18 protein-coding genes and 1 pseudogene are annotated in these 19,388 nt (G+C 51.6%); 8 read left to right on the top strand and 11 right to left on the bottom strand.

The features are described 5' to 3' along the window. The first annotated feature begins 17 nt into the window (after positions 1–17). On the top strand, positions 18–1,289 hold the full coding sequence (locus SH668x_RS03965) for a beta-ketoacyl-[acyl-carrier-protein] synthase family protein (protein WP_437187400.1): 1,272 nt from the start codon (positions 18–20) through the stop codon (positions 1,287–1,289). A 93-nt stretch (positions 1,290–1,382) separates the two neighbouring features. Here SH668x_RS03965 and SH668x_RS03960 read toward each other — a convergent pair whose 3' ends face one another. Further along, positions 1,383–1,571 carry a hypothetical protein gene (locus tag SH668x_RS03960; RefSeq protein WP_437187399.1) on the bottom strand — a complete coding sequence of 63 codons (189 nt, stop codon included), beginning with the start codon at positions 1,569–1,571 and terminating at the stop codon, positions 1,383–1,385. Between the two features lie 116 nt (positions 1,572–1,687). Here SH668x_RS03960 and SH668x_RS03955 point away from each other — a divergent pair, with 116 nt between their 5' ends. Both SH668x_RS03955 and SH668x_RS03950 read left to right on the top strand, forming a co-directional pair. Beyond that, a complete protein-coding gene (locus SH668x_RS03955) occupies positions 1,688–2,077 on the top strand; it encodes a hypothetical protein (protein ID WP_437187398.1) in 390 nt (129 codons plus the stop codon). 198 nt (positions 2,078–2,275) lie between these two features. Continuing rightward, complete coding sequence (locus SH668x_RS03950; RefSeq protein ID WP_437187397.1) at positions 2,276–3,139, top strand: DUF1559 family PulG-like putative transporter; 864 nt, start codon at positions 2,276–2,278, stop codon at positions 3,137–3,139. A 170-nt stretch (positions 3,140–3,309) separates the two neighbouring features. Here SH668x_RS03950 and SH668x_RS03945 read toward each other — a convergent pair whose 3' ends face one another. Continuing rightward, positions 3,310–4,305 carry an NAD(P)H-dependent glycerol-3-phosphate dehydrogenase gene (locus tag SH668x_RS03945; RefSeq protein ID WP_437187396.1) on the bottom strand — a complete coding sequence of 332 codons (996 nt, stop codon included), beginning with the start codon at positions 4,303–4,305 and terminating at the stop codon, positions 3,310–3,312. A 223-nt stretch (positions 4,306–4,528) separates the two neighbouring features. Between SH668x_RS03945 and SH668x_RS03940 the strand changes: the two genes are divergently transcribed. Further along, positions 4,529–4,768, top strand: coding sequence for a hypothetical protein (locus tag SH668x_RS03940; RefSeq protein ID WP_437187395.1), 240 nt, complete (start codon positions 4,529–4,531; stop codon positions 4,766–4,768). 150 nt (positions 4,769–4,918) lie between these two features. Continuing rightward, positions 4,919–5,425 (top strand): Holliday junction resolvase RuvX, encoded by a 507-nt coding sequence (ruvX, locus tag SH668x_RS03935; RefSeq protein ID WP_437187394.1) that lies wholly within the window; start codon positions 4,919–4,921, stop codon positions 5,423–5,425. Positions 5,426–5,448: 23 nt separating this feature from the next. Here the strand turns inward: ruvX and SH668x_RS03930 are convergent, their stop codons facing one another. Together SH668x_RS03930 and SH668x_RS03925 are read right to left on the bottom strand one after the other, a co-directional pair. Then, positions 5,449–5,832, bottom strand: a complete 384-nt coding sequence (locus SH668x_RS03930; RefSeq protein WP_437187393.1) for a diacylglycerol kinase family protein — start codon at positions 5,830–5,832, stop codon at positions 5,449–5,451. Between the two features lie 52 nt (positions 5,833–5,884). Further along, a complete protein-coding gene (locus tag SH668x_RS03925) occupies positions 5,885–6,343 on the bottom strand; it encodes an SRPBCC family protein (RefSeq protein WP_437187392.1) in 459 nt (152 codons plus the stop codon). A gap of 351 nt (positions 6,344–6,694) precedes the next feature. Between SH668x_RS03925 and SH668x_RS03920 the strand changes: the two genes are divergently transcribed. Both SH668x_RS03920 and SH668x_RS03915 read left to right on the top strand, forming a co-directional pair. Continuing rightward, the gene (locus SH668x_RS03920; protein WP_437187391.1) at positions 6,695–7,654 is read left to right on the top strand and encodes a sugar phosphate isomerase/epimerase family protein; all 960 of its coding nucleotides are present in this window, start codon (positions 6,695–6,697) and stop codon (positions 7,652–7,654) included. 418 nt (positions 7,655–8,072) lie between these two features. Then, entirely contained in the window at positions 8,073–8,462 is a 390-nt protein-coding gene (locus tag SH668x_RS03915; protein WP_437187390.1) for a hypothetical protein, read from the top strand. 75 nt (positions 8,463–8,537) lie between these two features. Here SH668x_RS03915 and SH668x_RS03910 read toward each other — a convergent pair whose 3' ends face one another. The 6 genes and pseudogenes from SH668x_RS03910 to dxr all read right to left on the bottom strand — a co-directional run bounded on the left by SH668x_RS03910 (position 8,538) and on the right by dxr (position 17,136). Beyond that, positions 8,538–9,413, bottom strand: coding sequence for a hypothetical protein (locus SH668x_RS03910; RefSeq protein ID WP_437187389.1), 876 nt, complete (start codon positions 9,411–9,413; stop codon positions 8,538–8,540). 139 nt (positions 9,414–9,552) lie between these two features. Continuing rightward, a complete protein-coding gene (locus SH668x_RS03905; protein ID WP_437187388.1) occupies positions 9,553–11,670 on the bottom strand; it encodes a LamG-like jellyroll fold domain-containing protein in 2,118 nt (705 codons plus the stop codon). Positions 11,671–11,775: 105 nt separating this feature from the next. Next, a complete protein-coding gene (locus tag SH668x_RS03900; RefSeq protein ID WP_437187387.1) occupies positions 11,776–12,231 on the bottom strand; it encodes a carboxypeptidase regulatory-like domain-containing protein in 456 nt (151 codons plus the stop codon). Between the two features lie 213 nt (positions 12,232–12,444). After that, positions 12,445–13,359 (bottom strand): annotated as a pseudogene (locus tag SH668x_RS03895) (DUF1559 family PulG-like putative transporter). A 589-nt stretch (positions 13,360–13,948) separates the two neighbouring features. Further along, positions 13,949–15,979, bottom strand: coding sequence for an RIP metalloprotease RseP (gene rseP / locus SH668x_RS03890; RefSeq protein ID WP_437187386.1), 2,031 nt, complete (start codon positions 15,977–15,979; stop codon positions 13,949–13,951). Next, positions 15,928–17,136: a 1-deoxy-D-xylulose-5-phosphate reductoisomerase gene (dxr, locus tag SH668x_RS03885; protein ID WP_437187385.1), complete on the bottom strand. Its 1,209-nt coding sequence runs from the start codon at positions 17,134–17,136 to the stop codon at positions 15,928–15,930. The genes rseP and dxr overlap by 52 nt, the downstream gene beginning before the upstream one ends. A gap of 383 nt (positions 17,137–17,519) precedes the next feature. Here dxr and SH668x_RS03880 point away from each other — a divergent pair, with 383 nt between their 5' ends. Further along, entirely contained in the window at positions 17,520–18,527 is a 1,008-nt protein-coding gene (locus SH668x_RS03880) for an aspartate-semialdehyde dehydrogenase (protein WP_437187384.1), read from the top strand. A 62-nt stretch (positions 18,528–18,589) separates the two neighbouring features. Here SH668x_RS03880 and hpt read toward each other — a convergent pair whose 3' ends face one another. Next, positions 18,590–19,108 carry a hypoxanthine phosphoribosyltransferase gene (hpt, locus tag SH668x_RS03875; protein WP_437187383.1) on the bottom strand — a complete coding sequence of 173 codons (519 nt, stop codon included), beginning with the start codon at positions 19,106–19,108 and terminating at the stop codon, positions 18,590–18,592. Positions 19,109–19,388: the final 280 nt, after the last annotated feature.

The following is a 19,388-nucleotide window of genomic DNA, read 5'->3' as shown; positions in this document are numbered from 1 at the left end:
TGAATGGCATCGCTTGTATGCCATTTCAGACAGTCATGAACCACTCTCTTTCAGTTCCAACACGCCGACGAATTGCGATTACGGGAATCGGCCTGGTCACGCCGCTGGGCCTTGATCGAGAGTCATCTTGGCAAGGCATTCTTGATGGCGTCCAAGCTATCGACTGGCTGCCGAGGAACCTCACCGAGTCATTCCCGCATCAAAGTTCGACCAAATACTTCGGTGGAGTCGTTCCAGATCTGGAACTCACTTCGAATCGACTTGTCACACTTGCTCGACAAGCCGCTGCTGAAGCAGTGAAACAATCGGGACTCACACCAGATTCACTCAGGGAAGCCGCGTGTGTCATAGGCACAAGTAAAGTCGATTTGCAGCGAGTGGACGCGACTCGCGAAGATCAAACAGAGAGGAGAGGCTTCGTCAATCACCTCTTCCCCAGTTGCTCAGCAACCGCGGTCTCTCAAGATTTTCACTGTACGGCAGGAGCGATTGCTCCGGTCGCTGCATGCGCCACAGGACTCGTCAGCTTGATCGCAGCTGCCGGTTTGATCCGAGATGGCCATTGCAATGTCGTCATTGCAGGTAGCAGCGACTCGTCGCTTCATCAAGGGCTACTTTCCTCTTATCGCAGACTAGGGGTTCTGGCTGCTCCCGGCGATGCCCCTTCTAGGGCGTGTCGCCCGTTCGACCAGACAAGAAGCGGATTCGCGGTTGGCGAGGGTGCTGCGGTTTTGATTCTTGAAGAGTGGAATCACGCAATTGAACGCGGAGCAGAGATTCTTGCAGAGTGGGTTGATGGAATCATCGGGGGAGATCCCAGTGCACTGACACGCGTCGATAATCAGGGCGAATCAATCACGATTCTAGCCCAGCGCCTTCTCAAGAAGTGCGGCCTGAGCCCCTCTGAAATTGACGCGATCAGTCTCCACGGCACAGCCACCCCCTTGAACGACGAAGCTGAGGCGGCGGGGTTGCGACGACTTTTTGCAGGAGTCCCCCGAACTCCATCCGCATTTGCGATCAAAGGTGCCATTGGACATCTCATGGGAAGTGCAGGCTCAGTTGAGACGGCTCTCTGCGTTTTGAGTCTCGCCACGCAGGTCCTCCCCCCCACGGTGAATCATCTGATCCCAGAACCAGACCTCCCCTTTACGCTTCATGCTGCGGCTTCCGCGAGACCACTTGATCTGGTCCTGAAACTGTCACTCGGATTCGGCGGAACAATTGCAGCGGCGTTACTCAAACGCGTTCCGTCTACCCGTCGCGAAACCGCAACTGAATGCGACTGAATATCGCCGGGTCGACGAGCGGTTTTGGACTCAGTTCATCCTTCCCCCTAAGGCCGATCCGGAACAATTCCCATAAATTACCATCGCAAGCGATCACATTCCGGCCAGCATCTCGCCTGAGCACGAACAACCGCTTGACGCATCCCATTCTGAAAAAAGAATTTCCGCCACTTCTGCACAAAGTTTCGGCTTCGAAAACGTGACAGCAATATTCACACGCGCGGCTTCTTTAGCAAACTGCGCAACTTCCACAAACCACACATTCTTCGGCGAAAAGCTCATTGACAATCGCATCGAATGAGTTGGAGTATGGCTACGGAATTGCAATATCACCCGTCGATTCCGACGCTTTTCGCTGTTTCGTTTTGTTCAACTTCAGTTATAGAAAGATTCTCTGTATGTCGATGTCGCGCCGCCAAATGATGACGTACTCGCTTGCAACTGTCGCCATGACACTGACGGGCTGCAAAACAGTGACCACAACTGTCGTCCTCGTCAACGAAACGGGTGGAGCCGTTTCCATCAACGCATCGGGGAGCTACAAGGGCAAGACTTTCACGTTCAAAAAATCCAACATCGGAAATGGACGTTCTGCGAAACAGAAGTACGTGGCCAACGTTGGCCGAAACAACATTGTTCCATTCACAATTCATTCGCTCTCTATTGGTGGCGTCACCGTACCGGGACCATTCCCACCTCTTTCCGTCGTGACGAGCCAAACGAACACGTTCACACTGTACGAAGGTGGATCACTGACCCCACCGGAAGAGGAAGAAGAGGCAGTCTAAGCACAATCAGGACCTCTACTGGAAGCCCTCCAATTCGCAGAAACACACTCTGAATTGGAACTTTCTTGCCAGTTGATCTGCACTTGCGAAGCGACCTACTCCAAAATTGTTGGAGCAGGTCGCTTCCATAGGTGAAGCCTGCATCGCCCCTCGCTCCGAACCTCCATCCAGACGATCACTGTTCAGCGAAAGTTTCAGATGAAGATCAATCGTCGAGTCGCAGCAAACCGTCATGGTTTCACACTCATTGAGCTGATGGTTGTCATCGGAATTATCGGTGTGCTTGCGTCTCTTCTGATGCCTGCCGTGCAACAAGCGAGAGAATCCGCCAGACGAACTCAATGCAAGAACAATCTTCACCAAATCGGTGTCGCACTCCATAGCTTCACGGGAACCAAACAGCAGTTTCCTGAAGGTGCCGACTTCGCGAACTTTCTCAACCATTCGTGGTGCACTCGACTGCTCCCGTATCTCGAGCAAAGTGTGCTCTACAACAAATACGATTGGAACCTCGCCTGGGACAATCAAGAACTCAACAGCAACGGCGTGACAAACTCGTCAGTCACTCAGACAAAAATTCCATCGCTGATCTGTCCATCGAGCACTAAAGATCGCCCCGGCGGCACAGACTACGGAGGCTGCTACGGAACTTCACGAACAGGAATGAAAGCGGGATACGGATCAGATGAGGGCTGGACAGCAGGACTGCTCGTCCCCATCAACGCGAAATCTCCGAATCCGCGGAAGTCACCTGTCGCTCTCGGTGAAGTGCCTGATGGACTGAGCAACACATTCCTCGTTCTGGAGTGCATTGGCAAAACACCTCCCTACGCATCCTGGGGAGACGGTACGAACTGTCTGCCAATGGAGACGGCGATCAACGCACCAACCGACCTGACCTCCGAAGCTTTTTATTCTTCCATCTACAGCTTACATCCACAAGGGGGGAATGCCCTGTTCGGAGACGGTCGGGTTGCGTTTCTCTCAGAGAGTATCGACCTCCAGATTCTCGCAGGACTCGCAACGCGCGCAGGTTCGGAAGTAGTCTCTTCAGATTTCTGATCTCAGACGCAATCTCATACCAACCGTCTCCTGCGATTTCTTTACAATCAAGATCCCCTCTTCAGATGAGAGTTTACCAGCGGCGGCCGGCTGAAAATGTGCCCTTCAAAAATGCGAACAGGGAGCCAATCAATAGCTCCCTGAAGCGATCTCGTGAATAACTCGACGCCCTACTCTCCGCGATGCGGTCGATTCATCAGGTTGTCCGTCACTTCGCGAGGCGACACCCCTTCAAACAACACCCGATAAACCTGTGTTGTAATTGGCATATCGATCCCCTTTTGTTCGGCAAGATCGTGAACAGCCCGCGTGGTACTGACCCCCTCAGCGACAGACTCCATCGACCCCAGAATCTGCTGCAGCGTTTCACCTCGACCGAGCCTCTCTCCCACCATCCGATTGCGACCATGTCGACTGATGCAGGTTGTGATCAAGTCTCCAATGCCAGCTAATCCAGCGAACGTCTCTGCTTCTGCCCCCATTGCAATTCCGAACCGGCTGATCTCGACAATTCCTCTCGTCATCAAGGCCGACTTCGCGTTGTCACCGTAACCTAAACCATCGCAAATGCCCGCTGCGATTCCGATGATGTTTTTCAGCGCACCAGCAAGTTCAGCACCAATCAAATCCTGGTTCGTATAGATTCGGAAGCGGTCGGTCGACAGCAACGACTGAACTTTCTGGGCGAATGCAACATCGCCACTGGCTGCGACAACACTTGCAGGAAGGCGTCGAGCGATCTCTTCAGCATGACTTGGCCCGGTCAGCGAGACCACTGTCCGACTTCCAAGAATCTCTTCGATAATCTGGCTGGGACGCAGGAAGGTGCTGTTCTCAATCCCTTTCACAACACTGATCACCGGGCGATTTTTGGTCAAATGAGGAGCCAGTGTCTCCAAAGTTGATCGCAAAAATTGTGACGGAATCGCTGCAACCAAAAACTCCGATCCATCGACTGCTTCCTGAATGTCATGCGTAATCTGCACTCTTTCAGGAATTGAAATTCCCGGAAGCAGCTTCTCGTTCTGGCGGCTTTTCAGAATCCGCTTGGCGGCTTCTTCATTGCGAGTCCAAATTGAAACATCCTGACCCGCATGTTCCGACAGCAAAATGGCAATTGCGGTTGCCATCGCACCGCTTCCCAGAATGGTAGTTTTCGTCGACATAGAAGGTCTGAATTCGTTGAGCTGGCGAGATATAAGGTCAATCGACACAAAATTTTAACGATCATCGTCTGGAACGCACGATCATTCAACCGACATCACCTTTTGGAATCAATTTTCCACCATTCTTGTGATGATTTCTCGATTCAATGGCAATTGTCCTCACCTCACCCGGAAATGTGAAGTAGGCTTTTGCTGAATCGTAAATTTCACATTGAGGTCAACCATGCAAAACACCTCCACCGAAGACAACACATTTGTTGATCGCCGACAACCTCGCGGCTCTGAACCCAATGGGGAACCCGCTCGAGAACGTCGCCAGTTTTCCGATTCCCGGAACACTTCCCGGCCAGAAGTGGACGAACTCGCAAAGGCAGTCGATCAGTATAAGTTGCAGAACCGCCGAAGGTTCATCACTTTCGAAGAACTTTACGACGTCATTGCTTCGCTCGGGTATCACAAATAATCCTGACTCCCTGCATCACCGGGCAGCTGCACTTTTCAAAGCAGTGCCTCACTCACGATTGTCGCAATCAGGCGAGTTGCAGTCACTGCGACACGCCTCAATTGCGCCTGCATCGACTGACAAAAGTTCTCCTTCAGCTACACTGAAGGAATGAACACTCCAGGGATTGCACTGACATACCCCACCAAGGGGAGACTTCTAGGAATCGACTACGGCACGAAACGTGTCGGTCTCGCGATTTCCTCATCCGATCAGACCATTGCCAGCCCGATCAATATTCATCAACGGGTCAACGAGCAGGTCGATTCACGCTATTTTAAAACCGTCGTTGATGAGTATGAAGTCGCGGCTCTCGTTGTCGGACTTCCTATTCACATCAATGGCGAGGTTGGGCTCAAAGCAAGAGAAGCCCGCAACTATGGCAAAAAGCTCTCGCAATGGGTCAACCGCCCCGTTGAGTTCTGGGACGAGAGATACACCTCCGCTATCGCCGAAGACCTGATGCTCGGCGTGAACATGACTCGCGAACAGCGAAAGAAACGAGTCGACATGATCGCAGCCCAGATCATGCTGCAATCATTCCTTGACCACCGTCGTAATCTACTCCCGCCTCAAAGCGATTCTGATGCGAGTTCCCCGATAAATGAGGACGCTTGAAGCGCCGTCGAGAAACAAATGACTCAGAATGCCCCGGCAATGAGAAGCAGAAGGGGCTCCCACAGAACGATCACCCCGACGCACGCCGCCGTCATCGACAGCACCAACACGGCAGCAGCAGACATATCCTTCGCCTTCCTTGCCAGTTCATGATATTCAGGCGAGGCGAGGTCCACGACCGTCTCAATCGCAGTGTTGATGAATTCAGCCCCGATCACCATCCCAACACAGAGAGCCAACAGCGCCCACTGTGTGCTGGAAATCTGCAACATCCCAGCCAGTGCCACCACGAATACCGCAACGCATATGTGAATCCGCAGGTTCCTCTGCTCCAAAACCGCGTCACGCACCCCGGTCATCGCGGCGTTCAAGCTCCGTAAGAACGAGATCTTCGGAGGCTTGAACATGTGCGAACACCCCACCCTCATATGCTCTGAGCGCTACTGGACAACTTGGAAGCTACACCAACTCTCCTTTTTCGATCAGTGCTTTCAGTTTCTGTTCACGATAGTAGAAGCCATCTTCCAGATAGTCCCGCACTTTCGATTCACTCAACATCAAACCGAGCAAACCTCCCGGAAGCTGAAAATCAACAACATCCCGCAGGATCACTCCCTCTGGTGTTGGAATGTACTCGTAGATGTGTTCCCACGATTTCATGGGGCCACTGGTTTGAGTTTCGACGACAATCCGGTTTTGCTCAAACTTCGTAATCTCAACCGAGGTCTTCACCACCTGCCCAAAGGTGATCACTTGAAAATCGACTTTCGATCCCAGTTCGACAACTTCAGGAGCAGAAGTAAACGAAATTCCAACCTGCGGATCACTCACCTTCAAAATATTCGCTGGCCTGATCAAAAAATTGAACAGGGCTTCCGGGGAACAGTTCAAACGTGCTTCGTAATCGACGGTTGGCATAATGCTCTGATGGATGCTGAAGAAAAGTAGGATGAGGATAAGACATTCAAAACCAGAATCTGGGAAGAAAACACCACTTCATTGGAGTCGCGATGCTTTCCACACATTTCTCTGATTGGCCTGTTTCAGAATGTAATCGATTGCGCAAGTTTCAGGGAGCGGAATTCCTCCTTGGCGTCGAATAGTCCCAAAACTGCGTGTGGTGACTGGGCTGCAGCCCACGCTGCGTACCGAATATGAAATCCGCTTGCAGATCCTCCCCGGGACAATCACGATCCCCCTTGAACTTCAACCCGTTTCGTGCATGATGAACTGACATTTCCGCACTCCCCTTCGAAGAGAGGCTCCGAGATGACATTTCTGACACGCCGAGAAGCGATCGCGAGCGCTGCCGTTGCAATCATCGGCAGCAACATGGGAATGGCAGCCGAAAGCGAGCCTCAAGCTGCTGCCGAGAAATCCCCCATCAAGCGCCGACAGAGATTCGCCATCTCGACCTATTCGTTCTGGCAATTCAAGAACGATGAACTTCGCGATGTCGAAAAGTGCATCGATCTGGCGGGAGAAATGGGTTTCGACGGCGTCGAAATTCTTCATCGACAGATGGAACAGGAAGACAATGCCACTCTCCAGCGACTCAAGAAACGTGCATTCATTAACGGACTCGATCTGTGCGGATTCTCGACTCACCAAGGATTCGTCAGCCCTGACCCTGAAGAGCGTCAAAAGAACATCGACCATACAAACCACTGTATCGAACTCGCCTATGCTCTGGGGATTCCGACGTTACGAGTGAATACAGGACGATGGGGCACCAGCAAAGATTTCGACACGTTGATGGCGAATCGGGGAATTGAACCGATTCGTGAAGGCTGCACGGAAGAGGAAGGTTTCAGTTGGGTGATTGATAGCCTCGGCGAGTGCCTAAAAGTCGCGGAGCGCTGCGGGGTAACGCTCGGACTTGAAAATCACTGGGGCCTTGGACGCACCGCGTCCGGTGTAATGAGAGTTGTCAACGCGATCGACTCTCCCTGGCTGAGAGTCACAATGGACACAGGAAATTTCCTCGAAGACATGTACCCTCAGTTGGAAGTCCTCGCGCCGCACGCGGTACTTGTTCAGGCGAAAACGTACTATGGAGATGGACTCTGGTACACGCTCGACATCGACTACAACCGGGTCGCAAGCATCCTGCAGCATGTCAACTACAACGGGTACGTCTCGCTTGAGTTCGAAGGAAAAGCTCCTCCTCTCGAAGCGATTCCGCAATCGCTCCAAATGCTCACAGACGCTTTTTCCAGCAGATCGTAACCTATCAATACGCGAGGCATGTCGCGGGTGATCGCAACTTACCGTCGCGGCGTCTGCATCCTCACGTCAGTCACACTTCCTGACTCGAAGAGAACATCAACCGCGTGTTCTCCTCGAGTTTTTTGTTCACCTCTGGATGATCATCGCCCAATGTGATTGAGAACTAATCATTAGCAACCAGGGGAACCACACACCAACACGAACCCGTCATAAACATCTACTCCAACAAACCTTACAGCACTCACACACAGCTTCACCACTTCATTTCACGCGTCGAAAATCAGCCAAAACCAGCTACGGTATGCCATTCGCTACCTTCTTTTCTAACGACGTTGTGATAGCCGTTAGATGAAAACGTCGTGCCGTAAGTCACTGGACTACGAGCGGGTCGACTGTAACTCACCGAAGGAAAATTGTCATGAAAACGTTCACTTGGGCAACCGCATTTGCTGTTCTGGGGCTCTCCGTCGGCGTTCTGTCAGGATGCAACGAAACGCCTGCCCAGCGTGAAGCAGATAAGGTCCGGGACAATGCAGCTAAAGTAGAAGCTGAGATCAAGAACAAGACCGATCAAGCTGCCGAAGCAACTCGAAATACGGCTGACCATGCAGCCGACACAGTCCGAAACGCTGCTGGAAAGAACATCCTTGGGGAAGCAGTCACCAAGGAAGCCGAAAATAAAGCTGACGCCATCGAAGCCGCCGGCGAAGCAAAAGCTGATGCTATCGAGAAAGCAGGAAGCAATCTGAAGGATTCCGTCGGTGATGCAGCTGAGCGAAAAGCTGACGCCATCGAAGCGAACGAATAATTTTTCGAATTCGCAGTAACGCATTAAGAATCAAGAGCCGCGGACAATCGTCTGCGGCTCTTTCAGTTGTCGCCTTCAGCCGGCCGAACTATCCCCTTCATCCGAATCGGGGCTCTTGTAGAACTGTGACAAGTCCAGCCCGTTGCGCTGCTCTTGTTCGAGCAATGCGATTCTCGCTTCGAGTCGTTGAAACCGGGATTCCGCTTGCGGACTAAATGGATTCACATTCGATTCCGCTTTTGGTCTCGGAACGACTGGATAACCAAGCTGCCGTTGCAGTGCTGCGAAGAAGTAGAGAGGATCTTTGTTCTGATTCGCTCTTGCGATTCGTCCCGCCTGACTGTCGAACAAAGGCAGGTGATCCGATGCGTAGTCAGGTTCACGGCGACGTTGACGGATTTCGTCGAGAAATAGCTGCGATTGCTGATAGACAAGAGACGCAAAGTCGACAGTCCCCAAATCGAACTGCACTTTGTTGATCCAGGTTTTCCAATTGCCTGCAAAGAGCGGATCGCCGGCGATGGCGACCATCCCCTGCTCGTACCCGAGCCGATTTCGAGTAATGCACTCGAACTGATAAATGAAAAGGGCAGCAGGAGAAACCTTGGACCCCGAGCGAAACTCCGCCTCCCGCTCCAAAATTCGGACAGCGATCTGAAAATCGAGCTTCGAACGATCGTCTTCGGCTTTCTGAAAAACGAACGCTTGAAATGGCGTGAAATAATGCAGCAGTCGATTCATTCCTTCGCCGAATCGACCTTTGAACTGCAACTCGCCCAACAGAAAATCGATCGCCATCGGCAACTTGGTCGTCGCGAGAATTTCTTCGCGGACACCGACCAAGATCTCCTGAATCGGCGTCCCGTTCTCAATTCGCTCACGGAGCACACGAAAAAAATACGCCTGTTCAACATACTCTTCGCGACTCAGAATTACGCTTGGTGCCGCCACGGCTGATCACTCACTTCTCGTCAATTGTCAGTTCGTCTCGACAGTTCCCTCAATTCTGACTCTCGCCGTAACAATGCACAAGGCTGCCCGACTTTAGAAAAGCGGGGCAGCCTTGCGATTCACTGTAACGATATTGTCACTACTTCTTCGGGAACAACTTCGCCACTTCTTCACCGGTCAAGGCTCGATCGAACAAAGCGATCTCATCCATTCGACCTTCAAAGTTGGCGACATTATCGCAGCGACCACCAAAGAAGAGTTCTGGGTACGTCGGAAGATTCGGAGCAGCGACTTTGGCGTCAATCTCCGGAGTGGAGGAACCATCCAGATAGACTTTGACCTGCTCGCCATTCCGAACCAAAACAACGTGATGCCATGTCCAACGGGTCAGCTCAGTCTTGCCGCTAAGAGTCTCCCCGCTGCTTCCGTGAGCAAAGATCAGGCGTCCAGTGTTCCCGCTGCTTCCTCCAATTCCCAGATGGTCGCCGGTCGAGTCCAAACCTTCATCGCGTCCACGGGAGAAGAACCAACCTGTCACATCCCGCCCTTCATTCGGCATACCATTCCAGATCCATGCGGAAATGGTGTACTGTTGACCGAGCCCATCATCTGCGACTCGAAGCCTGTCATCAACAAACTGGACTGCCCGATTCTTGTCCTGATCAGCAGAGAACTCTGCGTTCTGAGGCCCTTCCAGGAAGTAAGCAACTTGCTTTTCGAAGATTCCATCGCGGCGGTTGCCGGAAGCATCCTTCGCACGCGGACCAGAGAATTCGTCAAGTCGCCAGTATCCTGCTGGCTTCAGTTTAAGGATCTGCTCAACAGAGTTGCCCGCAGACTGTCGATAGTCGCGACGGCTTGTTCCTGCCAATTTCTCCAGCATCAACAAGTCCGCTTCTGCAATACGACGCTCTGCTCCGACTTCAAGTCCGGCACTCAATGCTGCCCAGGTGTTGTATCCACCGAGCAGATGCTGTTCTTCAGGTGGAATATATCCCGCTGATCCATTCGCCAGATCAAGCACCATCGTATGCTGGAACGGACTCTGCAACTTAATCTTCAAACCAGTGAGAGCGTAAGTTTCAGTGGGGGTCGTCGCGATCGCCAGATCACCAATTGCAATCGCCTGCAGAATCACCTCGAGTTCCTGCCGCTCGTTCAGGAGAATCTGTTCGCGAGCATAGACATGCTCCAGCGTTGTCATTTTCTCGCCGTTCAGATCAGCAATAACCCGCTTTGCCCACTCTAATCGCTGAACGTCTGGAACACGATATTTCATCGTGATCCGAGATTCCTGCATCCCAAGCTTTGGATCTTCTTTGTATTCGATCTTGGAGTAAGCCTTCATGGCGAGTTCCAGCATCGCTTCTGTGTATTGCTCGATATTCAGCTTAAACTCAGGTGCGTCTGGATTCGTGTAGTCTCGGCGCCAGATGTCTCCGCTGCATCCATGTGACATTGCTCCGACAAAATCAGTCTCAGGAGCAATTCGCTTCTTCAGTCCTTCGGCAAACAACCCAAAATAATCGGCGCTGATTGGTGAATCGCCGAAGTAGTGCATCGAAAAATTCGCGTACACTCCAATTGGACGACCATCGAGAGTTTGAAACGAGATGAGGGACAAGGCGGGATCTTTTGGACCGGATTCCCCAACAACATTGTCCCAGTCAGCAGCGGCATGCATATTCGCACGAACCGTCGGATTCCCGAAAATGTCCAGATCGATCCGGTCGGGTCGGCGAATCCAACGTCGCAACGCTGTGTAAGCCGAAGCATCGATTTCACCCCAACCCACTTTTGCGGGTTCCAGGCGACTCTGAGCTAAAGCAATCGCTTCAACGATCTGTGTTTTCAGGAACGCTGCATATCCGGGATGAGGATCGGTCCCGAGCGCCTGCCCACTGGCTGGAGCGGTATGAGTATGCGTGGCAGAAATACAGATATGATTGTGTGGAATGCCTGTGCGATCGACGACAAATTTCTTCGCTTCGTCGAGAACATCCTGTGGCATCATACAGCTGTCGACAACGACAAGCGCCACCTGAGTTTCTCCCTGCGACAAGACAAACGCCCGCACATTGATCGCAGTCTTCACTTCAGTTGCATAGTGTGCAAGAAAACCGCCGTTGATCGTCACGGGGAAGTCGCTGGGAGTGGCATCAACCACAGCTGCTCCAACTTGAAATTCGGCTCGAGAAACGAGCGGAGTAGCGAGCAACAAAACGACCGCAATCAGAAAATTGCGAGTAAAAGCCATGCGTGAGTCCTTCAAACTTCGCGGAAGAAAAAGTTCTTCCGCGAAGTTATCGAGTTTGATATCACGTGGCAAGCAGCTGGAACGTTATCGCAAATTCGATCACGCCTACTTCGATTCGCCCAGTTTACCGGACAGGTCGAAGTCGATTTCCTGGTTCCCCTTCTTGACTTCTACCTGCTGTGAGTATGCGATGCGAACAGGTTGGTTATACCTTTCGTTGAAGTTCTTAATTTCCATCTCATTCGCGTTCTCCTTCAACTTTGGAATCTTAGAATCGGCTTTTTGATTTGCCGTGGGAGGGACGTTGAAATTGACAGTGTGCTTGCCTGGAAGTGCACCTTGTGCCTCAGGAGTGTACGTGAGACTATAAACACCTTCGGCGTTGGTTGTCCCCGAAGAAAGCCGCCCGTTTTCTGGTGAGAACTGAACATAAACTCCAGAAGCAGGCTTTCCGTCAATAACCACTTTCCCTTTGACTTGAGCCAACGAAGGAGTCGTTGAGCTACCACAACCCCAAAGACACGAAGCAACTAAAGCGAGCGACAATAATTGAAATTTCATGACGATGTCACCTGATCTACTACCGTTAATTAATGTCCGATTGATTTCCGCCCGCAGTCCTTCACATCCATGCAGAAAACTCCTCATTCAATTGAGGAAGAAAAATACTCGCAAGCAAATTGAATTCACTTGCGAGTATTCAACTACAACCACACACGCAATCTACATTCTGAGCCAATAGCTGATTGAGAGCAGCTACCGGTAAGCTGAACATTAGAACTCGCCAACGATTTCGCCTTTGGCTCGGGTACCAAGTGCTTCGTAGGTACCTCCATTCATGTTTTCGTTCAGAAAGACGACGCGACCGTCGCCCATCATGAATTGGGCTCCACCGGTGTGATAACTTCCAAAGATTCGATTCTGAGATGCACCGGACAGGCCGCCTGTCGAATTGATTGGCCAACTTGATACCGCAAACGAGAAGCAGCGATCATTCCAGCCAACGTGGTCTGAGCCAATCCACCACGAGGCCGTTCGGGCTGACCGAGCGGATCCGACTGCTGCCCCGCCGTCACGCTCCCCTACCATGATCGTATTGGAAGACCCGTCGGTGATATCCCTGAATCCAAACGCACCGTTGACTGCAAACATTCCTTTAAAGCTATTCGGGTTGTAGTTCCCGTCGGCCACAAACTCGTTGCCAGCACAACCGACATAGTTCGACTTGGCCATATTGCCGTCTTCGTAGTAGGTGCTGAGCGCCTGCATCGGATCAGTCGGACACATGTAGACGTTGATCGGCGTACGACCGACTGCAGTGCTGCCATAGGCGGCCTCTGTCCCGAAATTCTGGGATTCAGATTTGACCTTCTCATAGATCGCCGTCTGATCCATTTGGGGAAGTACCAAAGTCGACTAGGCAATGGCGTTCCAGCCATCTCCATAATGATTATGTCTCACGATCCCGATTGGGAAAATGTTGTGAATGTCGTGATAGTTGTGCAAAGCCAATCCGATCTGCTTCAGATTATTTTTGCACTGGCTTCGGCGTGCTGCTTCACGGGCTTGTTGAACCGCCGGCAACAACAACGCAATCAACACCGCAATAATGGCAATGACGACCAGCAATTCGATCAAAGTAAAGCCGCGACGCTTACCGAACTTAGGCTGGAACGGATTTTCAGACAGATGTGACAATGCAGTCTCCTCAGGGATGTGATTACCGACGTGTGAAGTACAGTCAGGAGAACGAGACCTGACGTAAAGAAGAATCGCCGTGCTCATAGAAAATGAGCAAACTGAATAGCAAGCCGCCTGATCTTAATGCGATGAGTGAGACCAAGACTGAAGATTAATCAATCGACGCTGAAATTTAACACCCACTCACATATTAGTTCTCGTCACGACGCTTCTACGTTTAGAACGCACAAAAATAGTTGAATAGCTTTGTTTCAAACAAAATCTCAACTTTTCAGAAACTATTTTTCACCACCCCACACTGGACCAACTGCAATAAAATGCACAACAGATAAGCTTTTTTCGCAAACCCAACCCAATCCTACACATAAAGATCCAGCCACCTCTTCGCTCTCAACTTCACATTGTATAACAATGCAATCACTAACGGATCGACAAAGACAGTATTCAATCCTGATATCTACCATTGAACTATAAAAACAAAAAAGGCCCCCATTTCTGAGGGCCTTTTCATTTTATTAAACTCGATCAAGCCGGCCTGAAGAGCCAAACCTCAACTGCAGATTAACAACACCACTTATTAAATCTTGCTAATAAACAAATCTTGGAAGATCACGAACGCGAACAACGACAGCAGAAACGCGAGACCGAAGTAGGTCGCTCGGATCACAACAGCTTCGCTCGGCTTGCGGCGGAAGATTCCTTCCCACAACAGGAAGACCATATGCCCGCCGTCCAGCACGGGAATCGGCAGGAAGTTGATCACCGCCAGATTAATGCTGATCAACCCAATGAACAGCAGGAAATGTGCCAGTCCGAGACCCGCGAATCGATATGCGAGCTTGGCGATTCCAATCGGTCCGCTCAACCCTTGAGGTGAGATTGACCGCGTAAACAACCCACGCAGCGTCAGGTAAATATCCTGAGCCGAGTTGATTGTGTATCTCACCCCCATGCTGACCGCTTCGGGGAAATCTTTCGCTTTGCGTTCCACATGCTGAACATTCAGCAATAAACCGCGCGTCGTCGGAACGAACCATCCTTCAATCGGAGCAGGAGTCAGTTCAACAGTTTTGGCTGCCTCGGCGGAGGCAGGTTTGATCGTCAATTTGACGGGCCCACTCCGTCCATTTTCCTGCATCGTCCAGAATGCATGTGCCCAATTCAGCTCTCCAATTTCAAAGCTGGTCTCAAACAGGTTCAGAACATCCTTTGAGACTCCTGGCATTTTCGTGAGCTCGAGCTTCGTCACCGTATCTCGCTGCTTAATTCCAGCAGCGGCCGCGGGACTTCCTTCCCGGACTTCAAACACGGTTGGAACCAAATGGTACCCAACCCCAATTGAAGGGATGGAAAGCGGGCTGTTTGTCATTGTCGGCGGCTCCGACCACGGATCGCGATCTTCCGGAGTCAGCACCAGATCTAACGTTTCAGGGGCCCCGGGAACCGCATCCCGTGTCACGGTGACAATCACTTCTTTCCCAGCGTTGGCAGAGAAGATTTCGGTCAGTCGAAACGGATCGAGATCACGTTCAACATCCTGTCCATTCACTTTCGCGATGCGATCGCCAACCTGCAGCCCAGCCTGAGCCGCAACCGAGCCCTCTTGCAACGCGACAATCTTTCCGATGCCCATCTTGATGCCTGAACCGAGAAACGGCTGGGATGGGAGTTCAACGGTAGCAGTCTCACGAATCACGTCACCTTTGTCGTCGAGCTTTGGAGCCCCCTTCTCGTCGACTTCCTTGCGAAGAACTTCCACCTGAACGGCCTTCGCTGCATGATCATTCAAGACAGCAAACAGTTGGCGGGAGTCTTCAACTTTCACGCCGTCCACAGCGACAATCTGGTCTCCGTAATGAAACTTCGCTGAGTCAGCAGACGACCCCGGAATTGCTGGGCCGAAATCGACTCCCTCGGATTTATCCATCACATTCAGGCTATAGGCGGGGCCCACCCCGATGATTCGGCGAATCTCGAATGTTTCTGGTTCAAGCGACAGATCGAATGTCTTGCCGTCATCATGAAACCCGGTCACACGAATCGGGCCGCGTGGAGAGAGTGCGGTATGACGGGTGACATCGTCGAAATCTTCGATCGGGCTGCCGTTGATCGAAGTGAGAGTGTCCCCTGCCCGCATGCCGTGGCGCCAGGCTGGCTTGCCGACCTGTACGGAACCAGCGACGCGATCGACTTTGTCGATCCCCCACATGAAGACGAGAATGAAGCACATCGTTCCGGTGATGATGTTCATGATCACCCCAGCCGAAATGATCGCCATCCGCTGAAGTACAGTTTTTGAACTGTAAGCACGGGGATTCGCAGCGACCTGCTCGTCAGTCATCTGGCTCGGATCCATATCGTCCTGGCCATACATCTTGACGTAGCCTCCCAATGGAAGGCAGCCGAGTACGTATTCGGTCTCGCCGTACTTACGTGCCCAGATCGCAGGGCCGAAGCCAATACTGAATCTTTCGACGTAGACGTTACACCATTTGGCAACGAGAAAGTGCCCGAGTTCGTGGAAGAAAACCACCATCCCCAGGCCAATAGCAGCAATCAGGATGTTGAGTAGTGAGGTGGTGTTAATGAGGGAGAGTGTGAAGTCCATGATTTCCAACGGTGAGCCTCCTCACGAGCCCAATCATCAATGCGAATGACATCTTGCAATGTCGGATTCGCGTCGAATTCGTGAGCATGTAAAATCTCACGACTCAGTCGCGAGATATCCAAAAAGTTTAATCCGCCCTCCAAGAACCGCGCGACTGCGACTTCATTTGCCGCATTCAGCACCGCCCCGGATGTTCCGCCTAGACGAGCGACCTCAAACCCCAAATCCAAAGCCGGAAAACGCTCCCGGTCTGGTGGTCCAAATTCCAGATTCATAAACTGAGTCAGGTCAATCTTCGGGGAGACTCCCCGTTTTCGCTCTGGCCAGGTCAATGCATATTGAATCGGGAGACGCATATCCGGAGGTGACAATTGCGCCACGACCGATCCATCGATGAACTCGACCATCGAGTGCACGATCGACTGGGGATGGACAACGACGTCGATCTGTCCGGCATCCACCCCGAACAGCCAACGTGCCTCAATCACTTCCAATGCTTTATTCATCATGGTTGCAGAGTCAATGGTGATCTTGGGGCCCATGTCCCAAGTCGGGTGATCCAATGCATCTGCGACCGTAACATTTTGAAGTCTGTCACTTGGCCAAGTACGAAACGGTCCGCCACTGGCCGTCAGGATCAGACGACTGACTTCCTGGGAGGTGCCACACTGCAACGCCTGAAAAATTGCCGAGTGTTCGCTATCGACAGGAATAATCACCGAGCCGGAATTCGCCGCCATTTGTGTGACGAGCGGCCCCGCGACAACCATTGTCTCTTTATTCGCAAGACCAATCGCCTTGCCAGCCTCAATTGCTTCCCAGGTCCCTCGAAGTCCGGCAGCACCGACCACTGCGGATACGACAATGTCGACTTCCGGTGCCGTTGCGACCCGAGCAACTTCATCCTCGCCGAAAAGTAGCTGAACATTCGAAGGAAATGCGTTTGCTGGAATCGAAGTCGAGCTGATCCCTGTCAAAATTGCGTAGCGTGGAGAGAACTCGACACAGGCCTGCGCCAATTCCTGCCATCGGGAATGTGCAGTTAACGCAAAAAATTCGAGTCCCTCTGAGTGGGTCCGTAGGACATCCTGACAACTGGTTCCAATTGAACCGGTTGCTCCCAGCAAGGTAATCCGTTTTTTTGGCGGGTTAGACATGTCTTCCGTGAACCTGAGCCACGTTTTCCGTGTCCCCGGAACAACGCTTCCAGGATGGCTTAAACTCAATTCATTCTAGATGTTCCGAGCAGATCACTGCAAGGTGAGTCAGAGAGATGGTCTGACTGAACAGTTCCAACAATTTTCGACTGAGGAGATGTGAAGCCAAACTTTTCTAGGCGGTCAAGCGATGGGGCATTCCACAACTCACAACTCAATGATTCCACTAAAACTGAATCAGAAAATCTCCGAAACAGTGCAGACTCAAGACTGTTTGCAACTCTTCGGATTAAACAGATACAATATTCGTTCCTCGCCGCAGCTGACTGCGATGAGATCTGCCTGAGCAGAAACCCTGTCCTTTTCTGACGTTGGAGTCGATCGTGTTTCAGAATGTTGCCGTCATTGGAGCCACCGGGGCCGTTGGACGGATTATGCGCCAGCTGTTGGAAGAACGAAAATTCCCAGCGAAAAAGTTCCGTTTCCTTGCATCCAAACGATCTGCGGGGACCGAACTCACATTCAACGGTCAAACTCACATCGTCGAAGAGCTGACGAAAACCTGTTTCGCCGGGTCGGACTTGGTCATTGCGTCGACACCTGATGATGTCGCAGCCGAATACCTTCCAGCAGCAGTCGAAGCTGGCTGTAAAGTGATTGATGAGTCGGGTTACTGGCGAATGAAAGAGGGTGTCGCTCTCGTCATCCCGGAGGTGAATCCAGAAGCTGCCCTGAATGCAAAAGGGATCATCGCCAGCCCAAACTGCTCGACCACGCAAATGGTGGTGGCACTGAAACCATTGCACGACGCAGCGAAGGTAAAGCGTGTCATCGTCAGTACTTACCAGGCAACTAGCGGTGCAGGGGTGCAAGGAACCGCAGATCTCGTGGATGGAACGCGAGCCTTCCTCGCGGGTCAGGATTACACCTACACCACATTCAAGCACCCGATTGCGTTTAACTGTATTCCGCAAATCGGTGGTGAGAAAGAAGATGGGTACACGAGTGAAGAGCTGAAAATGGTTTACGAGACTCGCAAGATTCTCGGAGACGACAGCATTCAAGTGAACCCGACGTGCGTTCGTGTTCCGGTTTCAAACTGCCACAGCGAAACGATTACCGTCGAAACCGAACGACCAGTTTCCGTCGAAGAAGCGAAAAAACTCTTCTCTGCGTTTCCTGGCATCAAGGTAGTCGACGATCTGAAGAACGGGCAGTACCCACTCCCGAGCACATGCGATGGATCTGACGCTGTCTTCATCGGACGAATCCGAAAAGACCTGTCACATCCGAACGGCTTGTCGTTCTGGTGCGTCAGCGACAACCTCCGCAAAGGAGCTGCTACCAACGCGATTCAGATCGCGGAATTGCTCGCAAAGAATCTGAAGTAACACGTCCGCAATGAATATCTAAGAACTAGGCAGCGGTGGGAATTAATCCTGCTGCTGCCTTTTTATTCTTCCACGACCCCGATATACGGCAAATGGCGATAGCGGTTGTTGAAATCCAAACCGTAGCCGACAACAAATTCATCCGGAATCTGAAAGCAAAAGTAATCCGGCACAGCGTCAACTTCTCTCCGCACGGTTTTCCATAGCAACACCGCAGTTCGAATCGAGTTCGGACTCAGCTCTTTGAGCTTTTCTGCGATCCCTGTCAGCGTCTTTCCGGTATCGAAAATATCATCGATCAACAGGATGTCTCGGCCACGAATGTCTGGAAGAAAGTCGAGATTGATGTGAAGTTCCCCAGCGGTCGTCGCTGTCCCACGATAGCTACTCGCCTGAACCAGTCCGAGTTCATGAGGGATCTGAATCTGCCGCATCAAATCCGTGACAAGGACGATGCTCCCGGTCAGGACTCCGAGCAGCGTGACATCTTTGCCTTGATAATCAGCAGAAATTCTGGCCCCCAGTTCCAAAACGGCCTGTGCAATTTCGTCCTGATCGATCAACTTTCGAATTTTTGACATCAACAAAGTCTTCTCTTAATTCAGCGGGTCTTCTGACCAATTTCTTCCAGCAAGTCAGATTTTTTGAATCACATCGCCCCGAACACGCGTTGTCAATGCGTGTCAGAAAACCGGAACACGACCAACGCAGAATTCAGAAGTCGGGGACAAAATTGGCAGCCAATTCTGGTCCTGCCAGCCTTCTTCAGGATATCATGCTGTCTTCAAAAACAAATTTTCCCGCGGAGCCTCTTGTTCATACTGAGTGAACTTGTGTTTTCGCAAATGCCATCAACCAAGA

This window comes from Planctomicrobium mucosum (assembly GCF_051466335.1).
GTDB lineage: Bacteria > Planctomycetota > Planctomycetia > Planctomycetales > Planctomycetaceae > Planctomicrobium.
Note: the sequence above shows the minus strand (reverse complement) of the source record. Positions and strands in the feature narration are given on the sequence as shown.